Below are 20,256 nucleotides of genomic sequence, written 5' to 3' on the forward strand. Positions count from 1 at the left end.
TGAGGCCCGCCCCGCCCAACGCATCCCTCGGCAGGAGAACCACCGGATTCATGAAGCTGGAACTGTACTCGCAGCCATTTTGCGCGCCCTGCGTCAGCACCAGGTCGCTGGTCCGCCGCGTCCAGCAGCTGCTGCCCGATCTGGAAGTCGAGGAAATCAACGAGGTCGAGCAGGTGCAGCGCGGCGAAGAGCTGGGCATCACCTCCACCCCGGTGATCCGGCTGCTGGTCGACGGGCAGGAGCGGTTCCGCGGCGAGCAGCCGCCCACCATGAACCAGCTGCTGGCCGCCATCGCCCGGGCCAGCGACTAGCCTCACGCAGGATTGGAGGCCCAGATGCACGATTGCGCCCCCTTTGTGGGGGACAATGGAGCACGTGATTACAGTGCCCGGTGTCAGCCATGAATGCTTCGAACGAGTTCTAGCCGATTCGTCAAACCGCATCGAATGGCTCCGGGCCCGCTCCCAGGGCATCACCGCCACCGATGTGGCCAAGCTTTCCACCGAGAAGTCGATCAAGAACGCCGCCTGGGACAAGCTCTACGGCAACGGCTTTTCCGGGAACCCCTACACCGACCACGGCCGCAAACGCGAGCCGGTGATCGCCGCCTGGGTCCAGGAGAACTTCAACATCTTCCCCTCCACCCAGCTGTTCCACTCCCAGCTGTCCAAGCTCCACCTGGCCACCCCCGACGGCCTCGGATTCGACGCCGCCGGCGTTCCGGTGCTGGCGGAAATCAAGACCACCAACAAGCCCTTCAAGAAGATCCCGAAAAACTACCTGCGCCAGGTGCTCTGGCAGCAGCACGTGATCGGAGCCGAACGCACCCTGTTCGTCTGGGAGGAGCACGAGAACTTCGTCCCGCTGCGCGATGTCCCGGAATACCTGTGGGTCGAACGCGACGACGACCTGATCCGGGACCTGATCGACAAAGCCGAGTCGCTGATCTCGGCCCTGCGCGACGCCACGGCCAGGCAGCAGCGCTACAACGACTACGGGCCTGCCGCGCTGCGCCTCTAGCCCGGCCGCCCCGGCCCCGCCGTCCGTGAAGCCAAAATGGTCCCGCGGAACGCACCGCTGTCGCGGCGTGTTCCACGGGACCATCGTCGATTTCCGCTAGGCGGTTGGGGCATTCGGCAGCGTCCGCGGGTCAGGCAGGCATTCGGGGTAGCTCTGCACCAGTTCACCCAGCAGCTTCTCGCGGATCATGTTGCGCAGCTCCCACAGGTCCGAGGGGTTGCGTGCGGATAAAAATATGGTCAACGTCTGCAGGCCGCCCTGGACGTCGGTCACGTTTAGGGCATTGGTGCGGCCGTCCCACCAGTCTGAAGATTCCAGCAGTTCGGTCGTGCGCTGGCGCAGGTACTCGATCGGGGCGTTCAGCTTCAGCTGCAGCACCACGTTGCCGGAGATCTCGCTGCTTCGGCGCGACCAGTTTTCGAACGGGGTGGTCGTGAAGTAGGTGGAAGGCAGGATCATGCGCCGCCCGTCCAGCAGCAGCACCACCACATAGGACAGGGTGATTTCCTCGACCGTTCCGCGCTCGGCTTCCACCACCACGGTGTCCTCCACGCGAATCGAGTCGGTGAACGCGATCTGGATGCCAGCGAAGACATTGGCCAACGTGGACTGCACGGCCAGGCCGACAACCACCGAAGCCAGACCGGCGGAGGCGATAATACCGGCGCCCAACGCCCTGACCTGCTCGATGGACAGGAGCACGGCGCCGATCGCCAGCACGCACAGCACCGCGGTCAGCACCCGGCGCAGCAGACCCACCTGGGTGCGGACCTTCGCCAGCTTGCGGCCCGGACCGAACCTGGCTTCCACCCTGGCCAGCACCGAGGTCTCGGTGACCTTGACGACGCTGATGATGAACCAGGTGAGGAAGAAGATCAGCACCGCGAGGATGACGAACTGCCACGCGTTGTACCAGGACTTGTCCCGGTAGAAGATCGAGAAAACCGATTTGACGACGATCGAGGTCACCGTGGCGAAGAACGGAACCCTGGTCGGCTTCACGGTGCCGGCGGGAACCCCCATGCGCCCCAGGATACGGCGTGAGACGCTGCTGAAGACGATCGTCAGGACCCCGGCAACAACTGCGCCAATAGCTATAACCACCCAGAACTGCAACGATTCGGGTAGGAAGCTTGAGGCCTGAATGACATCTTCAACAGTTTCATCGATAGGTGCGGTAGGTGTTGGAGTCATCCTTAAAGCATGTCATAGGGCTCTGGCCGAGGGCTGTGTAGCAGCTTGTGTCATTCCGAACTTTTCAACTTCCGTCACAGATCAATATCGGTATCGTTCCATTTTCTCCAAACTCTTGCCTTTCCCCCGCGGCGGCGCTTTAGTAGTGTGACCGGCCACGTGAATCGGCCGGCTGGCGCAACCACAGAAAGCCGGTGATCACCGTGCGCCGAACAAAATTCGGAATCGTCGCCGCCACGGCGACGGCAGCCATGCTGGCAATGACGCCCGCAGCAGTAGCAGTACCCACCTCCACCGCAGCCTCGACCTGCGCAACCGTTTACTGGGGTTCCTTGGCCAAGACCAAGACCTTGTCCACCACATCCGCACTGACCAATGTGCGCACCGGTCAGCACACCTGCTACGACCGGATGGTCATCGACCTGAAGTCGAAGCCTGCCGGCTACACCGTGAAGTACGTCGACAAATTCGTCGGCATCGCTTCCGGGATCGAAGTGAAGACCACCGGCGGAGCGAAGCTGCAGATCCAGCTTCATGCCCCGGCAAGCACCTCCTACAATCCAGGTGCCCAGGTCAAGACCCTGAACTACAAGACCTTCAAGCAGCAGGTCTGGCTGGGAAGCTTCGAAGGGGAAACCCTGCTCGGCGTCTCCACCCGGGCACGGCTGCCAATGCGCGCATTCCTGCTCAACGGCCCGGGGACTTCCTCCAGGCTCGTCATCGACGTCGCCCACCAGTGGTGACCGCAAAAAATATTCGGTGCGGTTCGGCACTTTTTGCGTGACGTACCGCGTAACACCCCGTCAACCTGCTGACGAATGTGCCACGATGCTATGTATGAGCAGCACATTTGCCTATCAGCAGGTTGACGTTTTTGCGGCTACCGAATTCAACGGCAACGGCCTGGCCGTGGTCTTCGACACCGGCCACCTCACCGACGACCAGATGCAGCGTTTCGCCAAGTGGATCAACATGGCAGAAACCGTGTACTTCGTCGAGCCGACCGAGGAGGAAGCGGACTACGCGATTCGCATTTTCACCCCGACCACGGAGCTGCCCTTCGCCGGCCACCCCACGCTCGGCGCCGCCCACGCCTGGCTTGAATCCGGCGGCGAACCCGGCCCCAGCGGCTATCTGGTCCAGGAATGCCGCAGCGGCCTGATCCGGCTGCGTGTCGAACGCGAAGGCACCGCCGAGCATTCCCAGCGGATCGCTTTCCTCGCTCCCCCGCTGACCCGTTCGGGTCCGCTGGAACCCGACGTCCTGCAGTGGGCGATTTCCGGTCTGGGTATCCAGCCCGAGGACGTCATCGACCATTCCTGGCTGGTCAACGGCCCCCAGCCGGCGGGTCTGGTGCTGCGCGATGCCGACGTGGTCCTGGCCATCGAACCGGATTTCGAGGCCTTGGAGGGCCTGGAAGTCGGAGTCATCGGCCCGTATACCGCATCCAGCGTCTCCAACGGCAGCTGGCAGCCGCGCGATTCCGTCCTGCCGCGGCTGGCGGGAACCCGAGAGGAACTGCTCCCGCTGGATTCCTCGGATCTGGAACGCTCCGAAGAACGCTTCGGCTCCGTGGTGATGCAGCCTCCGGCGGATTTCGAGGTCCGCAACTTCGTTCCCGGCGAGGCCGTCCCCGAGGACCCGGCCACCGGCAGCCTGAATGCCGCCTTCGGCGTCTGGCTGACCAAGTCCGGCTACGCGCCGCAACGCTACACGGTCCGCCAGGGCACCCGGGTGGGTCGCGACGCGATCCTGCACGTCGAGGCCGACGACCAGGGCGTCTGGGTCAGCGGCGATGTGGTGACCAGGGTCTGCGGAACTGTGAGCTTCGACTGATTCGCCATCAATAGTCTTCCTATTTATTTCGCATTCCCGCCGAACGCACTAGTCTTGACCAGTGCCACAAACAGCGAACACCCCCACAGAATTCGATAAGAAATCCGCATGGAACGCCCTCTGGGCGTTGGTCATCGGCTTCTTCATGATCCTTCTCGACACCACGATCGTCCATACGGCCATGCCGGCGATCATGGAAGACCTGGACGCCGACATCTCCGGCATCCTGTGGATCAACAGCGCCTACCTGCTCACCTTCGCAGTGCCGCTGCTGGTGACCGGGCGGCTGGGCGACCGCTTCGGCCCGCGCAACATCTATCTGGCAGGCATGGTCATCTTCACCATCGCCTCGCTGTGGAGCGGCCTGTCCACCTCGCTGGCCTCGCTGATCGTAGCCCGCGCCGTCCAGGGCCTTGGCGCCGCCTTGATTTCCCCGCAGTCCATGACCATGATCACCCGGCTGTTCCCCTATGCCCACCGCGGTGCGGCCATGGGCGTGTGGGGCGCGGTAGCGGGCATCGCCTCGCTGGTCGGCCCGATCGCCGGCGGCCTGCTGGTCGATTCGGCCGGCTGGGAATGGATCTTCTTCATCAACATCCCGATCGCCGTGGTCAGCATCGCCATGGTGTTCAAGTTCGTGCCCAAGCTCAAACCGCAGGCGCATTCCTTCGACTGGATTGGCGTGGCGCTGTCCGCCATCGGCATGTTCAGCCTCGTCTACGGCATCCAGGAAGGCGACGCGACCAACTGGGAACCGTTTATCGGACCAATCAGCGCCTGGCACCTGATCATCATCGGCGTCCTGATGATGGCGCTGTTCGTCTGGTGGCAGTCCAAGACCAAGGCCGAACCGCTGGTCCCGCTTCGACTGTTCACGGTGCGCAACTTCTCGCTGTCCAATATCGCCATCACCTTCATGGGCCTGGCGATCGCCACCATCAGCCTGCCCATGGTGTTCTTCCTGCAGGATGTCCGCGGTCTGACTCCGACCCAGTCCGCGCTGATGATCTCACCGATGGCCGTGGTCGGCATCATCATGGCGCCGATGATCGGCAAGCACATCAACAAGTTCAATCCGCGCACCTTCGCCCTGCCCGGGTTCTTCCTGATGGGCGGCGGCACCATCGCGTATGCGCTGATGATGCACGCCGATATTCCGCTGTGGCTGCTGCTGATCCCTTCCGCAGTGCAGGGTTTCGGCTCGGCCATGATCTGGCCATCGCTTTCGCTGGCCGCCACCCGCGACCTGACCGCTGCCGACGCGGGCGCCGGCTCCGGCATCTACAACACGACCCGGCAGATCGGTTCCGTGCTGGGCTCGGCGCTGATTGCGTTCATGATGGATTCGCGGATCACCGCGCAGATCAGCGAACTGCAGCAGCCAGCCGACCAGGCCGCGATCTTCGAGGCCACCTCGGTCGGGCTGGGCCAGGCGCTGATGCTCCCCGGGATCGTGGCGCTGGCCGCGATCCTCTCGGTGCTCTTCTTCAAGTCGCATCCGTCGGAGGCGAAGCTGCGCGGCAAGTAGCCGCCAGCCGGGCACATCAGCCCTCCACGCACACTGCCCTGGCCACGAGTTCGCGCTCGTGGCCAGGGGCAGTCTGCTCAGCTCGGTTCCTGATTAAAAAATTTGATCAGGAAAGCACCGATGCGCCGGCTCAGGCTTCGCCGTTCGGCTTGTTGCCGCCCTTGAACTCCTCGACCTTCTCACCGATCTTCTCCTGCGCGTCGGCAGCGAACTCCTTGACGTTTTCGGTAGCCTCGGCGGCGAACTCCTTGACGTTCTCCGTCGCGTCCTCGGCAAATTCCTTGACGTTCTCTGCCGCGTCCTCCGCGAAGTCCTTCACGTTCTCGACGGCCTCGCCCAGCTTTTTCTTCGCATCATCCAAGAAACTCATGTAACTCTCCTCATCGCTGAAACCGGTTTTGGCCACTGGAAACTAGTAGGTCCAGAATCAATTTATGCTGTCCCGCCGGGGCACTCAAGGCCTAGGTCGAATTACTTCTTCTTGGCCTTGGCCTTCTTGGCTGAACGGCGCCCGAAAATGAGCGCTACGGCCATGCCCGCAAGCCAGACGTCCTTCGCCAGGGCGATGCCGTCCTGGGTCGGGCGGATGCCATCGGATTCGGTGAGCCCCGGGGTACGCAGGTAGGAAGCCAGGATGACACCGGAGAAAGCGCCCAATCCCAGGCCGGCAAGCCGCGAGGGAATCAGCGGCAGCAGCAGCGCGCTGCCCAGCGAAATCTCCCCGATCGAAAGCATCTTGCCGAAGGCCGCCGGCTCCATTTCGCCCAGCTGCGGGATGCCGTTGGCCGCCATTTGCTGCAAGCCCGCGGCGCTGGCTTCGTCCAATCGCAGCTTGTTGATGCCGCTGTTGAGAATGAATGCGCCGCTGACCAAACGTAGCGCTGCGTTTGCAATCGAGATTCCCATGGGGCCTCATTCCTTAGATCGTCAGTGGCAACCCGACCGGGTTGCCTTGTTGATCAGCGTAGTCATCGACTTGGGTGTTCACAATCATTTGCGAGTCGCATTCAGCGAAGAGCAAGAAACCAGGTCCGTGAATCATGCTAGATTTTTGAATCATGATCCCCTCTTCCGCCGTGCCTTCCGCTGCCCTGAATTTGTTGATCTCCCAAGGCTTCGATGCCACGAGTGTCGACGAGCTGGCGACTGCGGCCGGAATCTCGCGTTCCACGTTCTTCCGCCGTTTCGGTTCCAAGGAGAACATGGTCTTCGCGGATCAGGAAATGATCATCACCCATGTCGAAACGACACTTGCCGCGTCCTCAGTGGATGCCACGCAGACGTTGATCGACGCCGCGCACGTGGTTTTCGACCAGTACACGGCCAACCCGGAAGCAGCCCAACTGCGCCACAAGCTGCTGTCGTCGGTGCCTTCGCTGCGCGAGCGCGAATTGGTGTCCACGCACCGCTACGAGCGGGCGTTCTACCAGTTCCTGGCCCGCCGCGATCTGGTCTCCACCCCGGGCGCCCATGCCCTGGGCCTAGGGATCAGCGCCGGATTGGTGGCGATCCACAACGACCACCTGCGCATGTGGCTGCGCGAGCCGCACAGCACCGATCGCACGAAGCTCGCCCACGACGTTTTGATCTTCCTCGAACGCTTCTCCGATGTACTCAACCCGAACGACGAATCACGGCAACCGGCCAGCGCCGCCCCGAGCGTGGTGGTCTCGGTGCTGCCGGCGGGAGCGGATGAGCAGTCCATCCTGGATGCGGTGGCCAAGGCGCTGCGCGAGCGCCAGCACTGACTGCTCAGCTCCCGCGGCACACGGCATTTGAAACCTAGTACCTTGACATGACACTGCGTTCCATTACGCTTGAGGTAGACCATTCTTCCCCAGGCACCCAAGGAGCGCCCCAAATGACCCAGCAGCAGACCGGTTACGCCTTCCCTTCCGGAGTCACCGAGCCGGAGTACGACCTATGGTCAGACCGGGTCGATATCGATCCCACCGGCGTGTTCTCCGAGCTGTCTGAGGCCGACGCGGCCTGGCGCGCCAAGGCCCGCAAGTTCGTGCTCAACGAGGTCAAGGACGACATCCACGAGTACTGGGACAAGGCTGACTACCCGCTGCACCTGGTCAAGAAGCTCGGCGACGCGGACCTGCTGCGTGACGGGCTGAAGATCGAGGGCCGCGAGGAGATGAGCCCGCTGGCCGCAGGCTTGATCAACATGGAAATGGCGCGCGGCGACGGCTCGGTGGCCACGATCATCGGCGTGCAGGGCGGCCTGGCCCTGCGCTCGGTCATCTACTGCGGCAGCCCCGAGCAGATCGCCAAGTACGGCATGCCGATGCTCGCCGGAGAGCTGCCCGGCGCCTTCGCGCTGACCGAGCCGACCCACGGTTCCGACTCGGTGTCGCTGGAGACCGTCGCCCGCAGGGTCGAGGGCGGCTATGCGATCAGCGGAGAGAAGAAGTGGATCGGCAACGGCTCCATCGGCGGAGTGAGCATCGTGTGGGCCCGCGACGAGGAAGGCAAAGTGCGCGGCTTCATCGTGCACCAGGAGGCCGAGGGCTACCGGGCGACCAACATCGAGAACAAGCTCTCGCTGCGCGCCATCTGGCAGGCGCACATCCGCATGGACGAGGTCTTCGTCCCGGACGAGGACGTGCTGCCCGAAGCCAACAGCTTCAAGGACACCTCGCGCGTGCTGTTCGCCACCCGCCTGGGCGTCGCCTGGGCCGCCGTCGGCCACGCCACCGCCTGCTACGAAAGCGCGGTGAACTATGCCAAGCAGCGCATCCAGTTCGGCCGCCCGCTGGCCGCCAGCCAGATCGTCCAGGAGCGCCTGGCGCGTATGCAGTCCGAGCTGGCCACCATCCAGCTGCTGGTCATGCAGGCCACCAAGCGCGATGCCTCCGGCCAGCTGACCGGCCCGCAGGCCTCCCTGGCCAAGTTCACCGCGACCCGCACCGCGCGCTCGGTCGCTTCCAACGCCCGCGACCTGCTGGGCGGCAACGGCATCCTGACCAGCAACCGCGTGGCGCGCCACTTCGCGGATGTCGAAGCCATCCACACCTATGAAGGCACCGAGACCGTCCAGGCCCTGATCATGGGCCGCAACATCACCGGCATCTCCGCTTTCGCCTAAAGCGCTGAAAGGCACTACCAAGGGTTTCCGGGCCCCGCGCACTGGCGCGGGGCCCGGCTCGCTTTAAGACCGGCCGCCGGACTCTCGCTTAAGCCGGTTCTTGGTCGACGCGGTCGCCACATGCTCCCAGGGATTCTCGGGCCACGGGTGGCGCGGATAGCGCCCGCGCATTTCGGAGCGGACCTGCGCGTAGGGGCCGTTGAAGAAGCTGACCAGGTCGTCGGTCACCGCCAGCGGCCGTCCCGCGGGCGAGAGCAGGTGGAATTGCACCGGCAGCTTATCGCGCACCAGCCTCGGCGAGTCCGCCAGCCCGAAGCATTCCTGCAGCTTCACCGAGACCACCGCCGGCCCGGCGTCGCCCACGGGAGGGTAGGCCACGGTGATCCGCGACCCGGAGGGCACCTGCAGGCGCTGCGGCACCAGCGCGTCGAAGTCGTGCGCGTGTTCCCAGGGCAGCAGCGTGCGCAGCGCGGAGTGCAGGTCGATCTTCGCCGCGCTCTTGCCGGCGGCCAGCTGGCGCAGGGCAGGGGTGAGCCAGTCGGCGGCGCGGCCGACCAGGGCGGCCTCGTCCATCGGCGAGAAGGGCTCGCCCAGCAGCCGGTGCGCCACGGCCATCCGCCGGCGCAGCGCTTCGAAGCCTTCCTGCGCCCCGAACAGGGCCAGCCCCTGCTCGGCCAGCGCGGCCTGCGCAGCCTGCAGCCCCAGCTGCTCGGTCGCCCTGATCGGCGTGGAGGCCAGTTCGATCTCGCCGAAGGATTCGACCCTGCGGGCGCTGATCTTCCCGTCCAGCAGCTGGGCGGTCTCGCGGATCCGGTGCATCTGCGGCAGCAGCTCGCAGGCCGTGTCGATGTCGATGCCCGCGGCTTTGCGGATCATTGCTCCCCCGCCGGTGCGGGAGACCTCGGCCACCGCGAGGTATTCGAAGTGGTCCAGGTGGCTGCCGCGCGGCAGCGAGGCCCTGGTGCCGGAGGCCAACAGGTATTCCGCCGGGCCCCTGCGGCGCGCGATCCACTGCGGGTAGGCCAGCGCGCAGATCCCCGCCACCGCATCGGCGGCGGCCTGCGCTCCGGCCGCGGCCGCGTCGCCGCCTGCCGGGGCGAGCGCCGCCAGCCGCTTGGCTTCCCGGGACCAGCTGCGGTGCCCCGGGTGGGAGCTGCGCCGCAGCGCCGCGAGCAGCTCGGAAACATCGGCGCTGCCCACCCGTTCGGATCCTGCAAGCATCGCGACGACCTCCGCGGCGGCCTTCCCGCCGAAGCGCCGGGTGCCTTCCAGCAGCGCCCTGGCGGTGCGGGGGTCGGTGGGAATCTTCGACATGCGTTCGCCCAGCGCGGTGATCCGGCCGGATTCGTCCACGGCGTCCAGCGCGTAGAGCACCTGTTCGTCGGCGCGCATGGCGGCGCCCGGCGGCCGCTCCCACATGGACAACCCTTCGCCGCGCGGCGCGCCCCAGGCGGCCAGGGCCAGCCCGGCGTCCACCAGGTCGGCGGTGCGAATCTGGGGAGTCGAATGCGCCGGGGCCGCGGCGAAGGACTTCGCATCCAAGGTGCGCACCACCGTGCCGGGCCCCAGGCGTCCGGCGCGGCCGGCCCGCTGGGTGGCGGCGGCGCGGCTGGCCACCACGGTGACCAGGCCGCTGAAGCCGCGCCCCGCGTCGCGCCTCGGTTCCCGGGCATACCCGGCATCGACCACCAGATGCACCCGGGGCACCGTCACCGAGGATTCAGCGATGGAGGTCGAGACGATGATGCGCGGCGGTTCCCCGGCGTCGGGAACGCCGAGGATCGAGTCCTGGTCGAGGGAGGAGACCTGCGAGTGCAGCGCGAAGCTGCGCGCGCCGGCGGCGTCGAGGTACGAGCAGACCCGTTGCACCTCCCCTGCTCCGGGGAGGAACACCAGGGTGTCCACCGGGTGCCCGGACTCGCGATTGGCCAGTGCGGAGTGCTTGAGCGCACTGTGGGCCACATGCCGCAGGTAGTCGTGGGACAGGCCCCGCTCGGTATTGCGCAGCCCGGAGAAGCTGTCGAATTGCTCCTGAACCGGAAACTGCGCGCTCCGGGCGCTGAGCACGGGGGCCGGAACGTCCCGGGCGAGCAGCTGCGAGAGTTCCTGCGCGTGCAGGGTGGCGCTCATGACCACCAGGCTCAGGTCCTCGCGCAGCTCGGACACCTGGTTGGCCATGGCCAGCAGCAGATCGGTGTCGATGGAGCGTTCGTGGACCTCATCGATGACCAGCGCGCTGACTCCGTCAAGGTCGGGATCGGCCAGCAGGCGGCGCAGCATCAGGCCGGCGGTGACGAACTCGACCTTGGTGCGGGCGCTGAGCATCCGCTCTCCCCGGACCGAGAAGCCCACGCGGTCCCCGAGCCTGGACCCGTCGAGCTGCGCCAGGCGCCGGGCCGCGGCACGGGCGGCCACGCGGCGCGGCTGGGTGACGATAACCCGTCCATCCAGCCCGCGTCCGGCCAGCGCGTTGGCCACAGCGGGCGGCACGATGGTCGTCTTGCCCGATCCCGGCGGCGCCTGGATCACCAGCGGCCGGGCGGGGTCGGCCTGGACGCTGGCGAACAGTTCGTGGCGGCTGGGGCCGAAGGCCAGGCCCCGGGAGACCGCATCGAGGTCGAACAACTCGGAGCTCATCGCCGGCGGCCCTTCCAGAAGGACTCGATGGCTTGGACCACCGGTTCGATGGGGAACAGCGTGTTGCCGTGGGTGCGCCCGGGCAGCGCGACCATGCGCGCGTTGGGCAGCGTGTGGGCCATGATCTTGTTCTGGTCGAAGCGCGGCTGGTCGCGGGTGCCGATCAGCAGCAGTGTCGGGACGCGGATCTGGGCCAGTTCGGCCAGTTCGACGTTTTGCACCGTTTCCGCGGCTTCGTAGTAGGCCGCCAAGGCCAGGGGGTCGTTGGACTTGAATGCCATCCGGGTGGCGGGATCCAGTCGTCCGCGGGTTTCCTGGCCGGTGACGAAGCCTTCGATGTCCCCGGCGCGCAGCGCCTGAAGGTAGCCGGGGAAAAAGAGCTTGCCGATTTCGCCCGGGGTGATCTCGAAGGTGCCGCCGAGCATGATCAGCGACAGCACCGATGCCGGCGACGTCATGGCCAGATGCAGCCCGGTGCGAGCGCCGAACGAGTAGCCGACCACGTGGACGGCTTCCAGGCCGAGGTGGTCCAGAAGCGCGTGGATGTCCCCCATGACCTTGTCCATGGTGTAATCGGCGACGTCGTGCGACTTGTACGAGCGGCCATGGCCGCGCAGGTCCATCCGGACGTTCCGGTACCCCGCGCCCAGCGTCTTGGTGTAGCCCAGCCCGCGCCAGATGGATCGCGAGAGGGCGGAACCGTGCAAATACAGGATCGGCTCGCCATCCGCCGAATCATCGTCGAAGAAGATTTCTGCACCGTCGGCGGGGTTCTTGATCATCGGCATACCTTTGATTAAATCGCTTCCATTCCCCCGATGGAAATCGACGGTGCGTCCCAGCCCTCGACAACCGGGGCAAGAAGGAGAACACTGAGGTTACAGCGGCTTGGCCATTCGCCGGCCGCGCGTTGAGGGCTATGAAAGGGGAAGGAAATGAGCGAGCAACCCAATGAAGAGGATCTCGAGAAGAAGCTGCACGACGAGCATGACGAGCAGCTGGTCGAGGAATGGGAAGACGAGTCATTCCCGGCCTCCGACCCACCCTCGAACTACTGAGCACCATGTCTTCAAGCTGTCGCACACTCGACTTTCAGGTAATTTCAAGGCATAGGTCCTACCGTTGTTAGTACCTTCTCAAGGTGCGAGTGATCTAGAAGAACCGATCTGCGCAGGCGTTACCTCCTTGGCCTGACAGATCGGTTCTTCCTTTAATCCGTGTGCCGTCCTCACGCCATAGCCAACTGGTCAGGACTATCTGCCCAACAGCCAACCTTAGTCGTAACAAGCCCTCCGCCAATACTCGCAAAGCTAGACTTGGAGAGCCGGCGAAGTCGGCCGTGGTTGCACGGTACCCCCATAAACTTTGCAGCCGCGGGATACGGAAGCACCCCCAAGCTCTCGTATCGAAGGACCCATCGCATGCCGAGCGCAAGTGGTGGGTCCGCCCCTTTTCCATGTTCCTTGCGCGCGAATCGGCTCCCGCCCAGAAATGTCTCAAAAATCTGACATATGGTGGAGCAGAGAGATTTCTCCCTCGCACTGATCGGCTTCTGCCGGCAGAAAGGTTTTTCGTGGAATACGAGATCGTCAATCCAGTCAACGACACCCATCGGCCCTACGTGGCCGCAGCGGACCGTTACGAGCATTTCGGATACCGCCGCGTCGGCGACTCGGGCCTCATGCTCCCGCCCCTTTCGCTGGGGTTGTGGTGGAACTTCGGCGACAACCGGACCTTCGATTCGCAGCGCGAAATCCTGCGGCACGCATTCGACCGCGGGATCACGCACTTTGACCTGGCCAACAACTACGGCCCTCCAGCCGGAGCGGCCGAGGAGAATTTCGGGCGCATGCTGCGCAACGACTTCAAGCCGTACCGCAACGAACTGGTCATTTCCTCCAAGGCAGGCTGGGACATGTGGGCCGGCCCCTTCGGAACCCTGGGATCGCGCAAGTACCTGATCGCCTCCTGCGATGCCTCGCTTCAGAAGCTGGGCCTGGACTACGTGGACATCTTCTATTCCCACCGCTTCGATCCGAAGACGCCGCTGGAGGAAACCATCGGCGCCCTGGACACGCTGGTCCGCTCCGGAAAGGCGCTGTACGTCGGCATTTCGTCCTACTCGGCCGAGCGCACCGCGCAGGCCAAGGCGATTGCGAAGGACCTGGGGACACCTTTGGTTATCCACCAGCCGTCCTACAACATCCTGAATCCATGGGTCGAGCATGGGTTGCTGCAGACGCTGGCCGCGGAGAACATGGGTGCCATCGCTTTCACCCCGCTGGCACAGGGACTACTGACCGACAAGTACCTGGCCACGACCGACGTCGAACGCCAGGGCGGCCGCCGGGCGCTGACGGAGCAGTTGACCGATGAGAACCTGGCGAAGATCCGCCGTCTGAACGAGGTGGCCCAGCGCCGCGGCCAGTCGCTAGCCCAGATGGCCATCGCCTGGCTGCTGCGCGACGGAGCCGCAACTTCGGTGCTGATCGGTGCTTCATCCACCGCACAGCTGGACGAGAACCTCGGCGCCTTGGAGAACATCGACTTCAGCCAGGCCGAACTGGACCAGATCGCGCAGATCGCGCAGGGCGATGCAGGCATCGACTGGTGGCGAAGCTCCGCCATTGGCTAAGCCGAGCTTGCTCGAACGCGCACCGTAGTCCGAAAATGCCGCACTGGCCTGGAGAATTTTCCAGGCAGTGCGGCATTTTCTGTTTCTCCAACACTCCCTAGTGAAAGTTCATTTAGCGCCGCGATTCCATGCTGGCAGATTCGGCAATGTATGGATAAGCTCAGAGTGGAAGCGATATGAAGTGAATTACATTCATTTATTGGTTATAGTTCAATAACAACCAGCGACGATCGCGTAGAACCGACCAACATGCACAAAGACAGGAGCATCGATGAGCGCCCCAACCTACAAGGTCTTGAACCCGGCGACCGGCGAGGTAGTCGAGGAATTCGACGTTGCCACCGATGAGCAGATCGAGCAGGCACTAGCCTCCGCACAGTCCGCATACGAGTCGTGGCAGGACGTTGACATCAACGAGCGCGCCAAGATCGTTTCCAAGGTCGGTGCGCTCTTTGCCGAGCGCGCGGAGGAACTGGGCAAGATCATGACCACCGAGATGGGCAAGCCGCTCTCCGAGGCCGTGGGTGAAGCCGAGTTCTGCCAGGAAATCTTCGAATACTTCGCATCAGAAGGCCCGACCCTCGCGGCCGACCAGGAAATCAACTCCTTCTCCGGTGGCAAGGCCATCGTCCAGAAGCGCCCTGTGGGCCCGCTGCTGGGCATCATGCCGTGGAACTTCCCGCTGTACCAGGTTGCACGCTTCGCGGCGCCGAACCTCATGCTGGGCAACACCATCCTGCTGAAGCATGCGGAGTCCTGCCCGCGCTCGGCTCTGGCCATCCAGGAAATCATGGATGAAGCCGGTGTTCCGACTGGCGTGTACAACAATGTATTCGCCACCCACGACCAGATCTCCACCATCATCGCCGACAGCCGCATCCAGGGTGTTTCCCTGACCGGTTCGGAGCGCGCAGGCGCCATCATCGGCGAGCAGGCCGGACGCAACCTGAAGAAGGCCGTTCTGGAGCTCGGCGGTTCTGATCCATTCGTGGTTCTGGATTCGGATGACGTGGCCGGCATTGCCGAAACAGCCTGGGGCTTCCGCATCGACAACACCGGTCAGGCCTGCAACTCGAACAAGCGCATGATCGTCATGGAAGACATCTACGACGAGTTCGTTTCCGAGCTGACCAAGCGCGCCGAGGGGCTGAAGGCCGGCGACCCGATGAAGGAAGAGGACGGATCGTTCGCACCGATGTCCTCGCGCAAGGCCGCCGAAGACCTGCACGCACAGGTACAGGACGCAGTCTCCAAGGGTGCAACCCTGCACGCCGGCGGCGTGCTGCACGATGGTCCGTCGGCGTACTACTCCCCTGCCGTACTCACCGGTGTCACCAAGGACATGCGAGCCTACTACGAGGAGCTGTTCGGCCCGGTTGCCGTGGTCTACAAGGTGACCAGCGACGAGGAAGCCGCAGAGTTGGCCAACGACACCATCTACGGCTTGGGCGGTTCGGTGCACTCCACCGACGAAGCTCGCGCCGCAAAGGTGGCCCAGAAGCTGCAGGTAGGCATGTCCAACGTCAATGCCGCCAGTGCAGAAGGCGCTGAAATGCCATTCGGCGGAGTCAAGCGCTCGGGCTTCGGCCGCGAGCTGGGCCCGCTGGGCATGGAAGAGTTCGTCAACAAGCGACTGTTCTATGTAGGCGAGTAACCGTCTAAGGAATAAAAGGGGACGCACCATCCGGTGCTTCCCCTTTTATTCTGCCAGCTTTGTATTCCTAGACGCCGACGCTGACCCGCTCGGTCTCCCGCTCCCCGGTATCGACCAGTTCATCAGGCACGGGCGCGGGCGCGGGAGGAGCCTCCTCATTGGCGCGCGCCGAACGCTTGAACCAGTTGGCCATGCGTTCCCAGATGATGTCGCGGATGAAGATCGCGTCTATACCGACCATGGCCAGCGAGAACCACGGCAGGCCCATCAGGAGTGCGATGCCTGCATGGAATGAGATCATCGCAAACAGGACCGGAATCCGGGTCCAACGGAACAGCAATGCACCGGGGAAACAGACTTGGAGCATCACTGAACCGATGCTTCCCAGCGCCACGACCCAGCCGAAAGTCGTAATCAGTTCGCTCAGCTCGGGCCATGGCCCGAATCGCATGGTGTGCAGGGGGCCATAAATGGCGGTTCCGTTCTGCCATGGTTCGCCACCGGCTTTGAACAAGGCACCGGAAACATAGATCATGAAGACTTGGCAGGCCAATGCCACCAGCGCCAGGTTGTGCCACAAGTTGGTCAGGCCAGCCGGCAGAATTCGCGTGCCCCGCCACAATTTGGCAGGAATCGTGCCAGTTGAGTTTGCGCTGCGTCCACGGCGGCGGGCATCGAATGACCATCGGGCCGAGTGGTCGGTAAACAGCATCAGGAATAAGGCGATGCGAAGTGCATTGTCTCCCTGGTCGCCGCCGAAGTACGGGGTCTCGATCAAGCCGATCCAGAGAACCAGGAATACCGGGAGAATGAGTCTGGCCCGATAACCTACGAGAAGGGCCGCAGCGAGCACAATCAGCAGCAGGAAGTAGACGGTAACTGCTGCGTCGTTGCGTGCAATACTGAAAAAGACTTCGAACAGCGGATTCCCGGCGAAACTACCGTTGGCTTCCTCCAGCTGCCCGCTCCAGGCGGCACCGCTGCCGTAGGTGTAGTGACGCGTGTTGAAGTTGGTCAGCAGGAGGCCAAGTGCAGCGGCCGCGAAGATCATCCGGGCAACGGCAATACCGTACATTGCGTGTTTGCTGTCCAAGAGCCAGCCGTCAATCGTGGCGACAACGCCCCGGCCGGCTTGCGCCAGATGAGCTGGCCCTTCCTTCCAGAATGCCGACCAGATCCGTGTCAAGGGAGCAACGAGGTTTGATTTTCCTGCCACGCTTATTTCACGCCTTCCAATGAGTTGAAGACTTCGGCAAAGTTCTCTTCGTTTTGGCCCTCAATAACTGTCAGTCCACGCCAGCCGGAATCAATAGTCACAGCATCAGGGCGCTGGGCCTCCGGGTCGTTGCGCCGCTCGAATGGGACAACTGCCTGCCGCCCGGCACGGAATTGCACTGAGCTGATGTCCTGCCCCCACAGGGCTTTGGCAACTTGCGTAGCATAGGCGCTGGCTGCACGTTCTGTTTCGATGAACGACTTGGTATTCTTTCGCGAGCTAGTGCTCTGAATCTCGCGTTCGTTCAAGTCATCATTGAGTCGGTTGGACCAGTCGTCACCCTTGAAATATCCAAGCGTGACAACGTTTTTCTGCTCGTCGTTGAGTTTCTGCCATTTGTTCCGGTAGTCGCTGGCAAGCTGGTTGCCAGCCAATGATGCCCGTGGCGGGAAGAGATTGTGATGGATCAAGTCCATTTCCAAATTGACTGCGTCTACCCATTGCGTAGCCTCGCGCCTTCCAGTGGTATATTCCAACGTGGCGCGGACTTCGAATGAATAGTCTCCGTCAATCGGTTTCGGAGCGAAAACGGACCAGCTCTGTCCGAACATTGGCTGCATGTAAGCCCGGAGCGCTTTGTCGGGCACAGCATCACGCAACTCGCTTGAAGGCGATACCCAAAGGAATGTCGCGAAAACATGCCATGCCGTCAGCCCAACGCAGGCAACCGCCACTAGGCGAAGCCATAAGGGTCGCTTTTTGATCTTGGGCGTGCTGTCAGTTTCGGTCATGTCCCAGTCCTGTCAGTTCGGGAATCCGGTTGAGTGGAAGCGAAAAGCTGCCGCAGCCAATCGGGGAAGTACAAAGTCGTGAAGCCGGACGCCAACAGTCTCTAGACTGCTGGCATCCGGCGGGTGAGAAGCCGGATTGACCAGAAGGGCAACCCGGCCTCTCATCAAGCTCGCGTCCTAGCGCGGCTATGATTTCTTGCGGCGTGCGAACAAGATGCCTGCACCGGCCAGGGCAAGCATGAGTGCAGCACTTGCTGCAAGCAGCACACCGTTGGCACCAGTGTCAGCCAGCTTGTCCTTCTTGCCGTCGGATTCAGGCTTGGACGCGGAGTCCTTGTCCTTTCCATCGGCGGACGCGTTGGCTTCGGTGGCCGATGAGTCGCTGGCACCTTCAGTAGCCGACGAATCACTGCCACCCTCAGTAGCCGACGAATCACTGCCACCCTCAGTAGCCGACGAATCACTGCCACCCTCAGTAGCCGACGAATCACTGCCACCCTCAGTAGCCGACGAATCACTGTCGCTTTCTGCAGACGGATCGTAGACAACGAAAGACGTTGTGTCTTCGGTACGTCCGTCAGCCGCGTGTGCCGTGTACTTACCAGCTTCGACACCAGCGACAGTCACGGACCAGTTCCCCTCGTCGTCCGCATCAATCTGCTGCTGCGGATCAGTCATTGCTGCTTTGGCTACCGCACCTTCAGATACACGGGCAACGGTCACGGTTACCTTGGCATTTGGATCCGACACTCCGGAAATCATGATGCTTGGGCCCTCAACTTCAGAGTTTTCCTTTGGCGAGGTGATGCCAACCGGCTCGTAATTGCCGTCAGTGTCGCCATCAGTTTCTGCATCTGTCTGGCTATCAGCGTTGGTATCAGCACCAGCGGTGTCCGCGCCAGCCTCAGCATCAGCGTTGGCGTCAGCGTTGGTATCAGCACCAGCGGTATCCGCGCCAGCCTCAGCATCAGCGTTGGCATCAGCACCAGCGGTATCCGCGCCAGCCTCAGCATCAGCGTTGGCGTCAGCGTTGGTATCAGCACCAGCGGTATCCGCGCCAGCCTCAGCATCAGTGTTGGCGTCAGCGTTGGCGTCAGCGTTGGCATCAGCACCAGCGGTATCCGCGCCAGCCTCAGCATCAGCGTTGGTGTCAGCGTTGGCATCAGCACCAGCCTCAGCATCAGTGTTGGCGTCAGCGTTGGCGTCAGCGTTGGCGTCAGCGTTGGCGTCAGCGTTGGCGTCAGCGTTGGCGTCAGCGTTGGCGTCAGCGTTGGCATCAGCACCAGCGGTATCCGCGCCAGCCTCAGCATCAGCGTTGGCGTCAGCGTTGGCATCAGCACCAGCGGTATCCGCGCCAGCCTCAGCATCAGCGTTGGCGTCAGCGTTGGCATCAGCACCAGCGGTATCCGCGCCAGCATCAGCATCAGTGTTGGCGTCAGCGTTGGTATCAGCACCAGCGGTATCCGCATCAGCGTTGGCATCAGCACCAGCCTCAGCATCAGCGTTGGCGTCAGCGTTGGCATCAGCACCAGCGGTGTCCGCGCCAGCGGTGTCCGCGCCAGCCTCAGCATCAGCGTTGGCGTCAGCGTTGGCGTCAGCGTTGGCATCAGCATCAGCGTTGGCGTCAGCATTGGTATCAGCACCAGCCGAAGCCGCATCAGCGTTGGCATCAGCATCAGCATCAGCCTCAGCATCAGTGTTGGCGTCAGCATTGGTATCAGCACCAGCCGAAGCCGCATCAGCGTTGGCGTCAGCGTTGGCATCAGCACCAGCGGTATCCGCGCCAGCCTCAGCATCAGCGTTGGCGTCAGCGTTGGTATCAGCACCAGCGGTATCCGCATCAGCGTTGGCATCAGCACCAGCCTCAGCATCAGCGTTGGCGTCAGCGTTGGCATCAGCACCAGCGGTGTCCGCGCCAGCGGTGTCCGCGCCAGCCTCAGCATCAGTGTTGGCGTCAGCATTGGTATCAGCACCAGCCGAAGCCGCATCAGCGTTGGCGTCAGCGTTGGCATCAGCACCAGCGGTATCCGCATCAGCGTTGGCATCAGCACCAGCCTCAGCATCAGCGTTGGCGTCAGCGTTGGCATCAGCACCAGCGGTGTCCGCGCCAGCGGTGTCCGCGCCAGCCTCAGCATCAGCGTTGGCGTCAGCGTTGGCGTCAGCACCAGCGGTGTCCGCGCCAGCCTCAGCATCAGCGTTGGCGTCAGCGTTGGCGTCAGCACCAGCGGTGTCCGCGCCAGCGGTGTCCGCGCCAGCCTCAGCATCAGTGTTGGCGTCAGCGTTGGCGTCAGCGTTGGCGTCAGCGTTGGCGTCAGCGTTGGCGTCAGCGTTGGCATCAGCGCCAGCCTCAGCATCAGCCTCAGCATCAGTGTTGGCGTCAGCATTGGTATCAGCACCAGCCGAAGCCGCATCAGCGTTGGCATCAGCGCCAGCCTCAGCATCAGCCTCAGCATCAGTGTTGGCGTCAGCATTGGTATCAGCACCAGCCGAAGCCGCATCAGCGTTGGCATCAGCGCCAGCCTCAGCATCAGCCTCAGCATCAGTGTTGGCGTCAGCATTGGTATCAGCACCAGCCGAAGCCGCATCAGCGTTGGCATCAACCTGGGCGTCAGCATTCGCGTCAGCGGTCGAACCAGCATCAGCCTGAGCGT

At 63.3% G+C, this 20,256-nt stretch carries 19 protein-coding genes; 10 read left to right on the forward strand and 9 right to left on the reverse strand.

Features of this window, described 5'->3' with window-relative positions; all coding sequences use genetic code 11:
* Positions 1 to 50: 50 nt before the first annotated feature.
* Positions 51 to 311: a thioredoxin family protein gene (locus JQN66_RS13520; protein WP_204675506.1), complete on the forward strand. Its 261-nt coding sequence runs from the start codon at positions 51 to 53 to the stop codon at positions 309 to 311.
* A gap of 55 nt (positions 312 to 366) precedes the next feature.
* Positions 367 to 1,020 carry a YqaJ viral recombinase family protein gene (locus JQN66_RS13525; RefSeq protein WP_407717426.1) on the forward strand — a complete coding sequence of 218 codons (654 nt, stop codon included), beginning with the start codon at positions 367 to 369 and terminating at the stop codon, positions 1,018 to 1,020.
* 96 nt (positions 1,021 to 1,116) lie between these two features.
* Here the strand turns inward: JQN66_RS13525 and JQN66_RS13530 are convergent, their stop codons facing one another.
* Positions 1,117 to 2,124 (reverse strand): mechanosensitive ion channel family protein, encoded by a 1,008-nt coding sequence (locus tag JQN66_RS13530; RefSeq protein ID WP_239464013.1) that lies wholly within the window; start codon positions 2,122 to 2,124, stop codon positions 1,117 to 1,119.
* Positions 2,125 to 2,417: 293 nt separating this feature from the next.
* On the opposite strand from JQN66_RS13530, the gene JQN66_RS13535 reads away from it, so the two are divergent.
* From JQN66_RS13535 to JQN66_RS13545, 3 genes are all read left to right on the forward strand, one after another.
* A complete protein-coding gene (locus JQN66_RS13535) occupies positions 2,418 to 2,957 on the forward strand; it encodes an AMIN-like domain-containing (lipo)protein (RefSeq protein ID WP_229777435.1) in 540 nt (179 codons plus the stop codon).
* Between the two features lie 85 nt (positions 2,958 to 3,042).
* Complete coding sequence (locus JQN66_RS13540) at positions 3,043 to 4,050, forward strand: PhzF family phenazine biosynthesis protein (RefSeq protein WP_204675508.1); 1,008 nt, start codon at positions 3,043 to 3,045, stop codon at positions 4,048 to 4,050.
* Between the two features lie 61 nt (positions 4,051 to 4,111).
* On the forward strand, positions 4,112 to 5,578 hold the full coding sequence (locus JQN66_RS13545) for an MFS transporter (RefSeq protein ID WP_204675509.1): 1,467 nt from the start codon (positions 4,112 to 4,114) through the stop codon (positions 5,576 to 5,578).
* A 130-nt stretch (positions 5,579 to 5,708) separates the two neighbouring features.
* Here the strand turns inward: JQN66_RS13545 and JQN66_RS13550 are convergent, their stop codons facing one another.
* Together JQN66_RS13550 and JQN66_RS13555 are read right to left on the reverse strand one after the other, a co-directional pair.
* Entirely contained in the window at positions 5,709 to 5,948 is a 240-nt protein-coding gene (locus JQN66_RS13550) for a YtxH domain-containing protein (RefSeq protein WP_188949365.1), read from the reverse strand.
* A 101-nt stretch (positions 5,949 to 6,049) separates the two neighbouring features.
* Positions 6,050 to 6,484 carry a hypothetical protein gene (locus JQN66_RS13555; RefSeq protein ID WP_204675510.1) on the reverse strand — a complete coding sequence of 145 codons (435 nt, stop codon included), beginning with the start codon at positions 6,482 to 6,484 and terminating at the stop codon, positions 6,050 to 6,052.
* Between the two features lie 152 nt (positions 6,485 to 6,636).
* Here JQN66_RS13555 and JQN66_RS13560 point away from each other — a divergent pair, with 152 nt between their 5' ends.
* Positions 6,637 to 7,326, forward strand: coding sequence for a TetR family transcriptional regulator (locus JQN66_RS13560; protein WP_204675511.1), 690 nt, complete (start codon positions 6,637 to 6,639; stop codon positions 7,324 to 7,326).
* A gap of 113 nt (positions 7,327 to 7,439) precedes the next feature.
* Positions 7,440 to 8,672, forward strand: coding sequence for an acyl-CoA dehydrogenase family protein (locus JQN66_RS13565; RefSeq protein WP_204675512.1), 1,233 nt, complete (start codon positions 7,440 to 7,442; stop codon positions 8,670 to 8,672).
* Positions 8,673 to 8,735: 63 nt separating this feature from the next.
* Here JQN66_RS13565 and hrpB read toward each other — a convergent pair whose 3' ends face one another.
* On the reverse strand, positions 8,736 to 11,309 hold the full coding sequence (gene hrpB, locus JQN66_RS13570) for an ATP-dependent helicase HrpB (protein ID WP_204675513.1): 2,574 nt from the start codon (positions 11,307 to 11,309) through the stop codon (positions 8,736 to 8,738).
* On the reverse strand, positions 11,306 to 12,091 hold the full coding sequence (locus JQN66_RS13575) for an alpha/beta fold hydrolase (protein ID WP_204675514.1): 786 nt from the start codon (positions 12,089 to 12,091) through the stop codon (positions 11,306 to 11,308). Before JQN66_RS13575 ends, hrpB begins: the two co-directional genes overlap by 4 nt.
* Positions 12,092 to 12,244: 153 nt before the next feature.
* On the opposite strand from JQN66_RS13575, the gene JQN66_RS18615 reads away from it, so the two are divergent.
* The 3 genes from JQN66_RS18615 to JQN66_RS13585 all read left to right on the forward strand — a co-directional run bounded on the left by JQN66_RS18615 (position 12,245) and on the right by JQN66_RS13585 (position 15,598).
* Positions 12,245 to 12,367, forward strand: a complete 123-nt coding sequence (locus tag JQN66_RS18615; RefSeq protein WP_268240081.1) for a hypothetical protein — start codon at positions 12,245 to 12,247, stop codon at positions 12,365 to 12,367.
* A 515-nt stretch (positions 12,368 to 12,882) separates the two neighbouring features.
* Positions 12,883 to 13,944 (forward strand): L-glyceraldehyde 3-phosphate reductase, encoded by a 1,062-nt coding sequence (gene mgrA / locus JQN66_RS13580; protein ID WP_239464015.1) that lies wholly within the window; start codon positions 12,883 to 12,885, stop codon positions 13,942 to 13,944.
* Between the two features lie 271 nt (positions 13,945 to 14,215).
* On the forward strand, positions 14,216 to 15,598 hold the full coding sequence (locus JQN66_RS13585; RefSeq protein WP_204675516.1) for an NAD-dependent succinate-semialdehyde dehydrogenase: 1,383 nt from the start codon (positions 14,216 to 14,218) through the stop codon (positions 15,596 to 15,598).
* Between the two features lie 67 nt (positions 15,599 to 15,665).
* Here JQN66_RS13585 and JQN66_RS13590 read toward each other — a convergent pair whose 3' ends face one another.
* The 4 genes from JQN66_RS13590 to JQN66_RS13605 all read right to left on the reverse strand — a co-directional run bounded on the left by JQN66_RS13590 (position 15,666) and on the right by JQN66_RS13605 (position 20,202).
* Positions 15,666 to 16,814, reverse strand: a complete 1,149-nt coding sequence (locus JQN66_RS13590) for an HTTM domain-containing protein (protein ID WP_239464016.1) — start codon at positions 16,812 to 16,814, stop codon at positions 15,666 to 15,668.
* Positions 16,815 to 16,816: 2 nt separating this feature from the next.
* Complete coding sequence (locus JQN66_RS13595) at positions 16,817 to 17,605, reverse strand: DUF5819 family protein (protein WP_204675517.1); 789 nt, start codon at positions 17,603 to 17,605, stop codon at positions 16,817 to 16,819.
* 186 nt (positions 17,606 to 17,791) lie between these two features.
* Positions 17,792 to 18,367 carry an LPXTG cell wall anchor domain-containing protein gene (locus JQN66_RS13600; protein WP_204675518.1) on the reverse strand — a complete coding sequence of 192 codons (576 nt, stop codon included), beginning with the start codon at positions 18,365 to 18,367 and terminating at the stop codon, positions 17,792 to 17,794.
* The gene (locus JQN66_RS13605; protein ID WP_204675519.1) at positions 18,364 to 20,202 is read right to left on the reverse strand and encodes a hypothetical protein; all 1,839 of its coding nucleotides are present in this window, start codon (positions 20,200 to 20,202) and stop codon (positions 18,364 to 18,366) included. Before JQN66_RS13605 ends, JQN66_RS13600 begins: the two co-directional genes overlap by 4 nt.
* Positions 20,203 to 20,256: the final 54 nt, after the last annotated feature.

Source organism: Glutamicibacter protophormiae, from assembly GCF_016894325.1.
Taxonomy (GTDB): domain Bacteria; phylum Actinomycetota; class Actinomycetes; order Actinomycetales; family Micrococcaceae; genus Glutamicibacter; species Glutamicibacter protophormiae.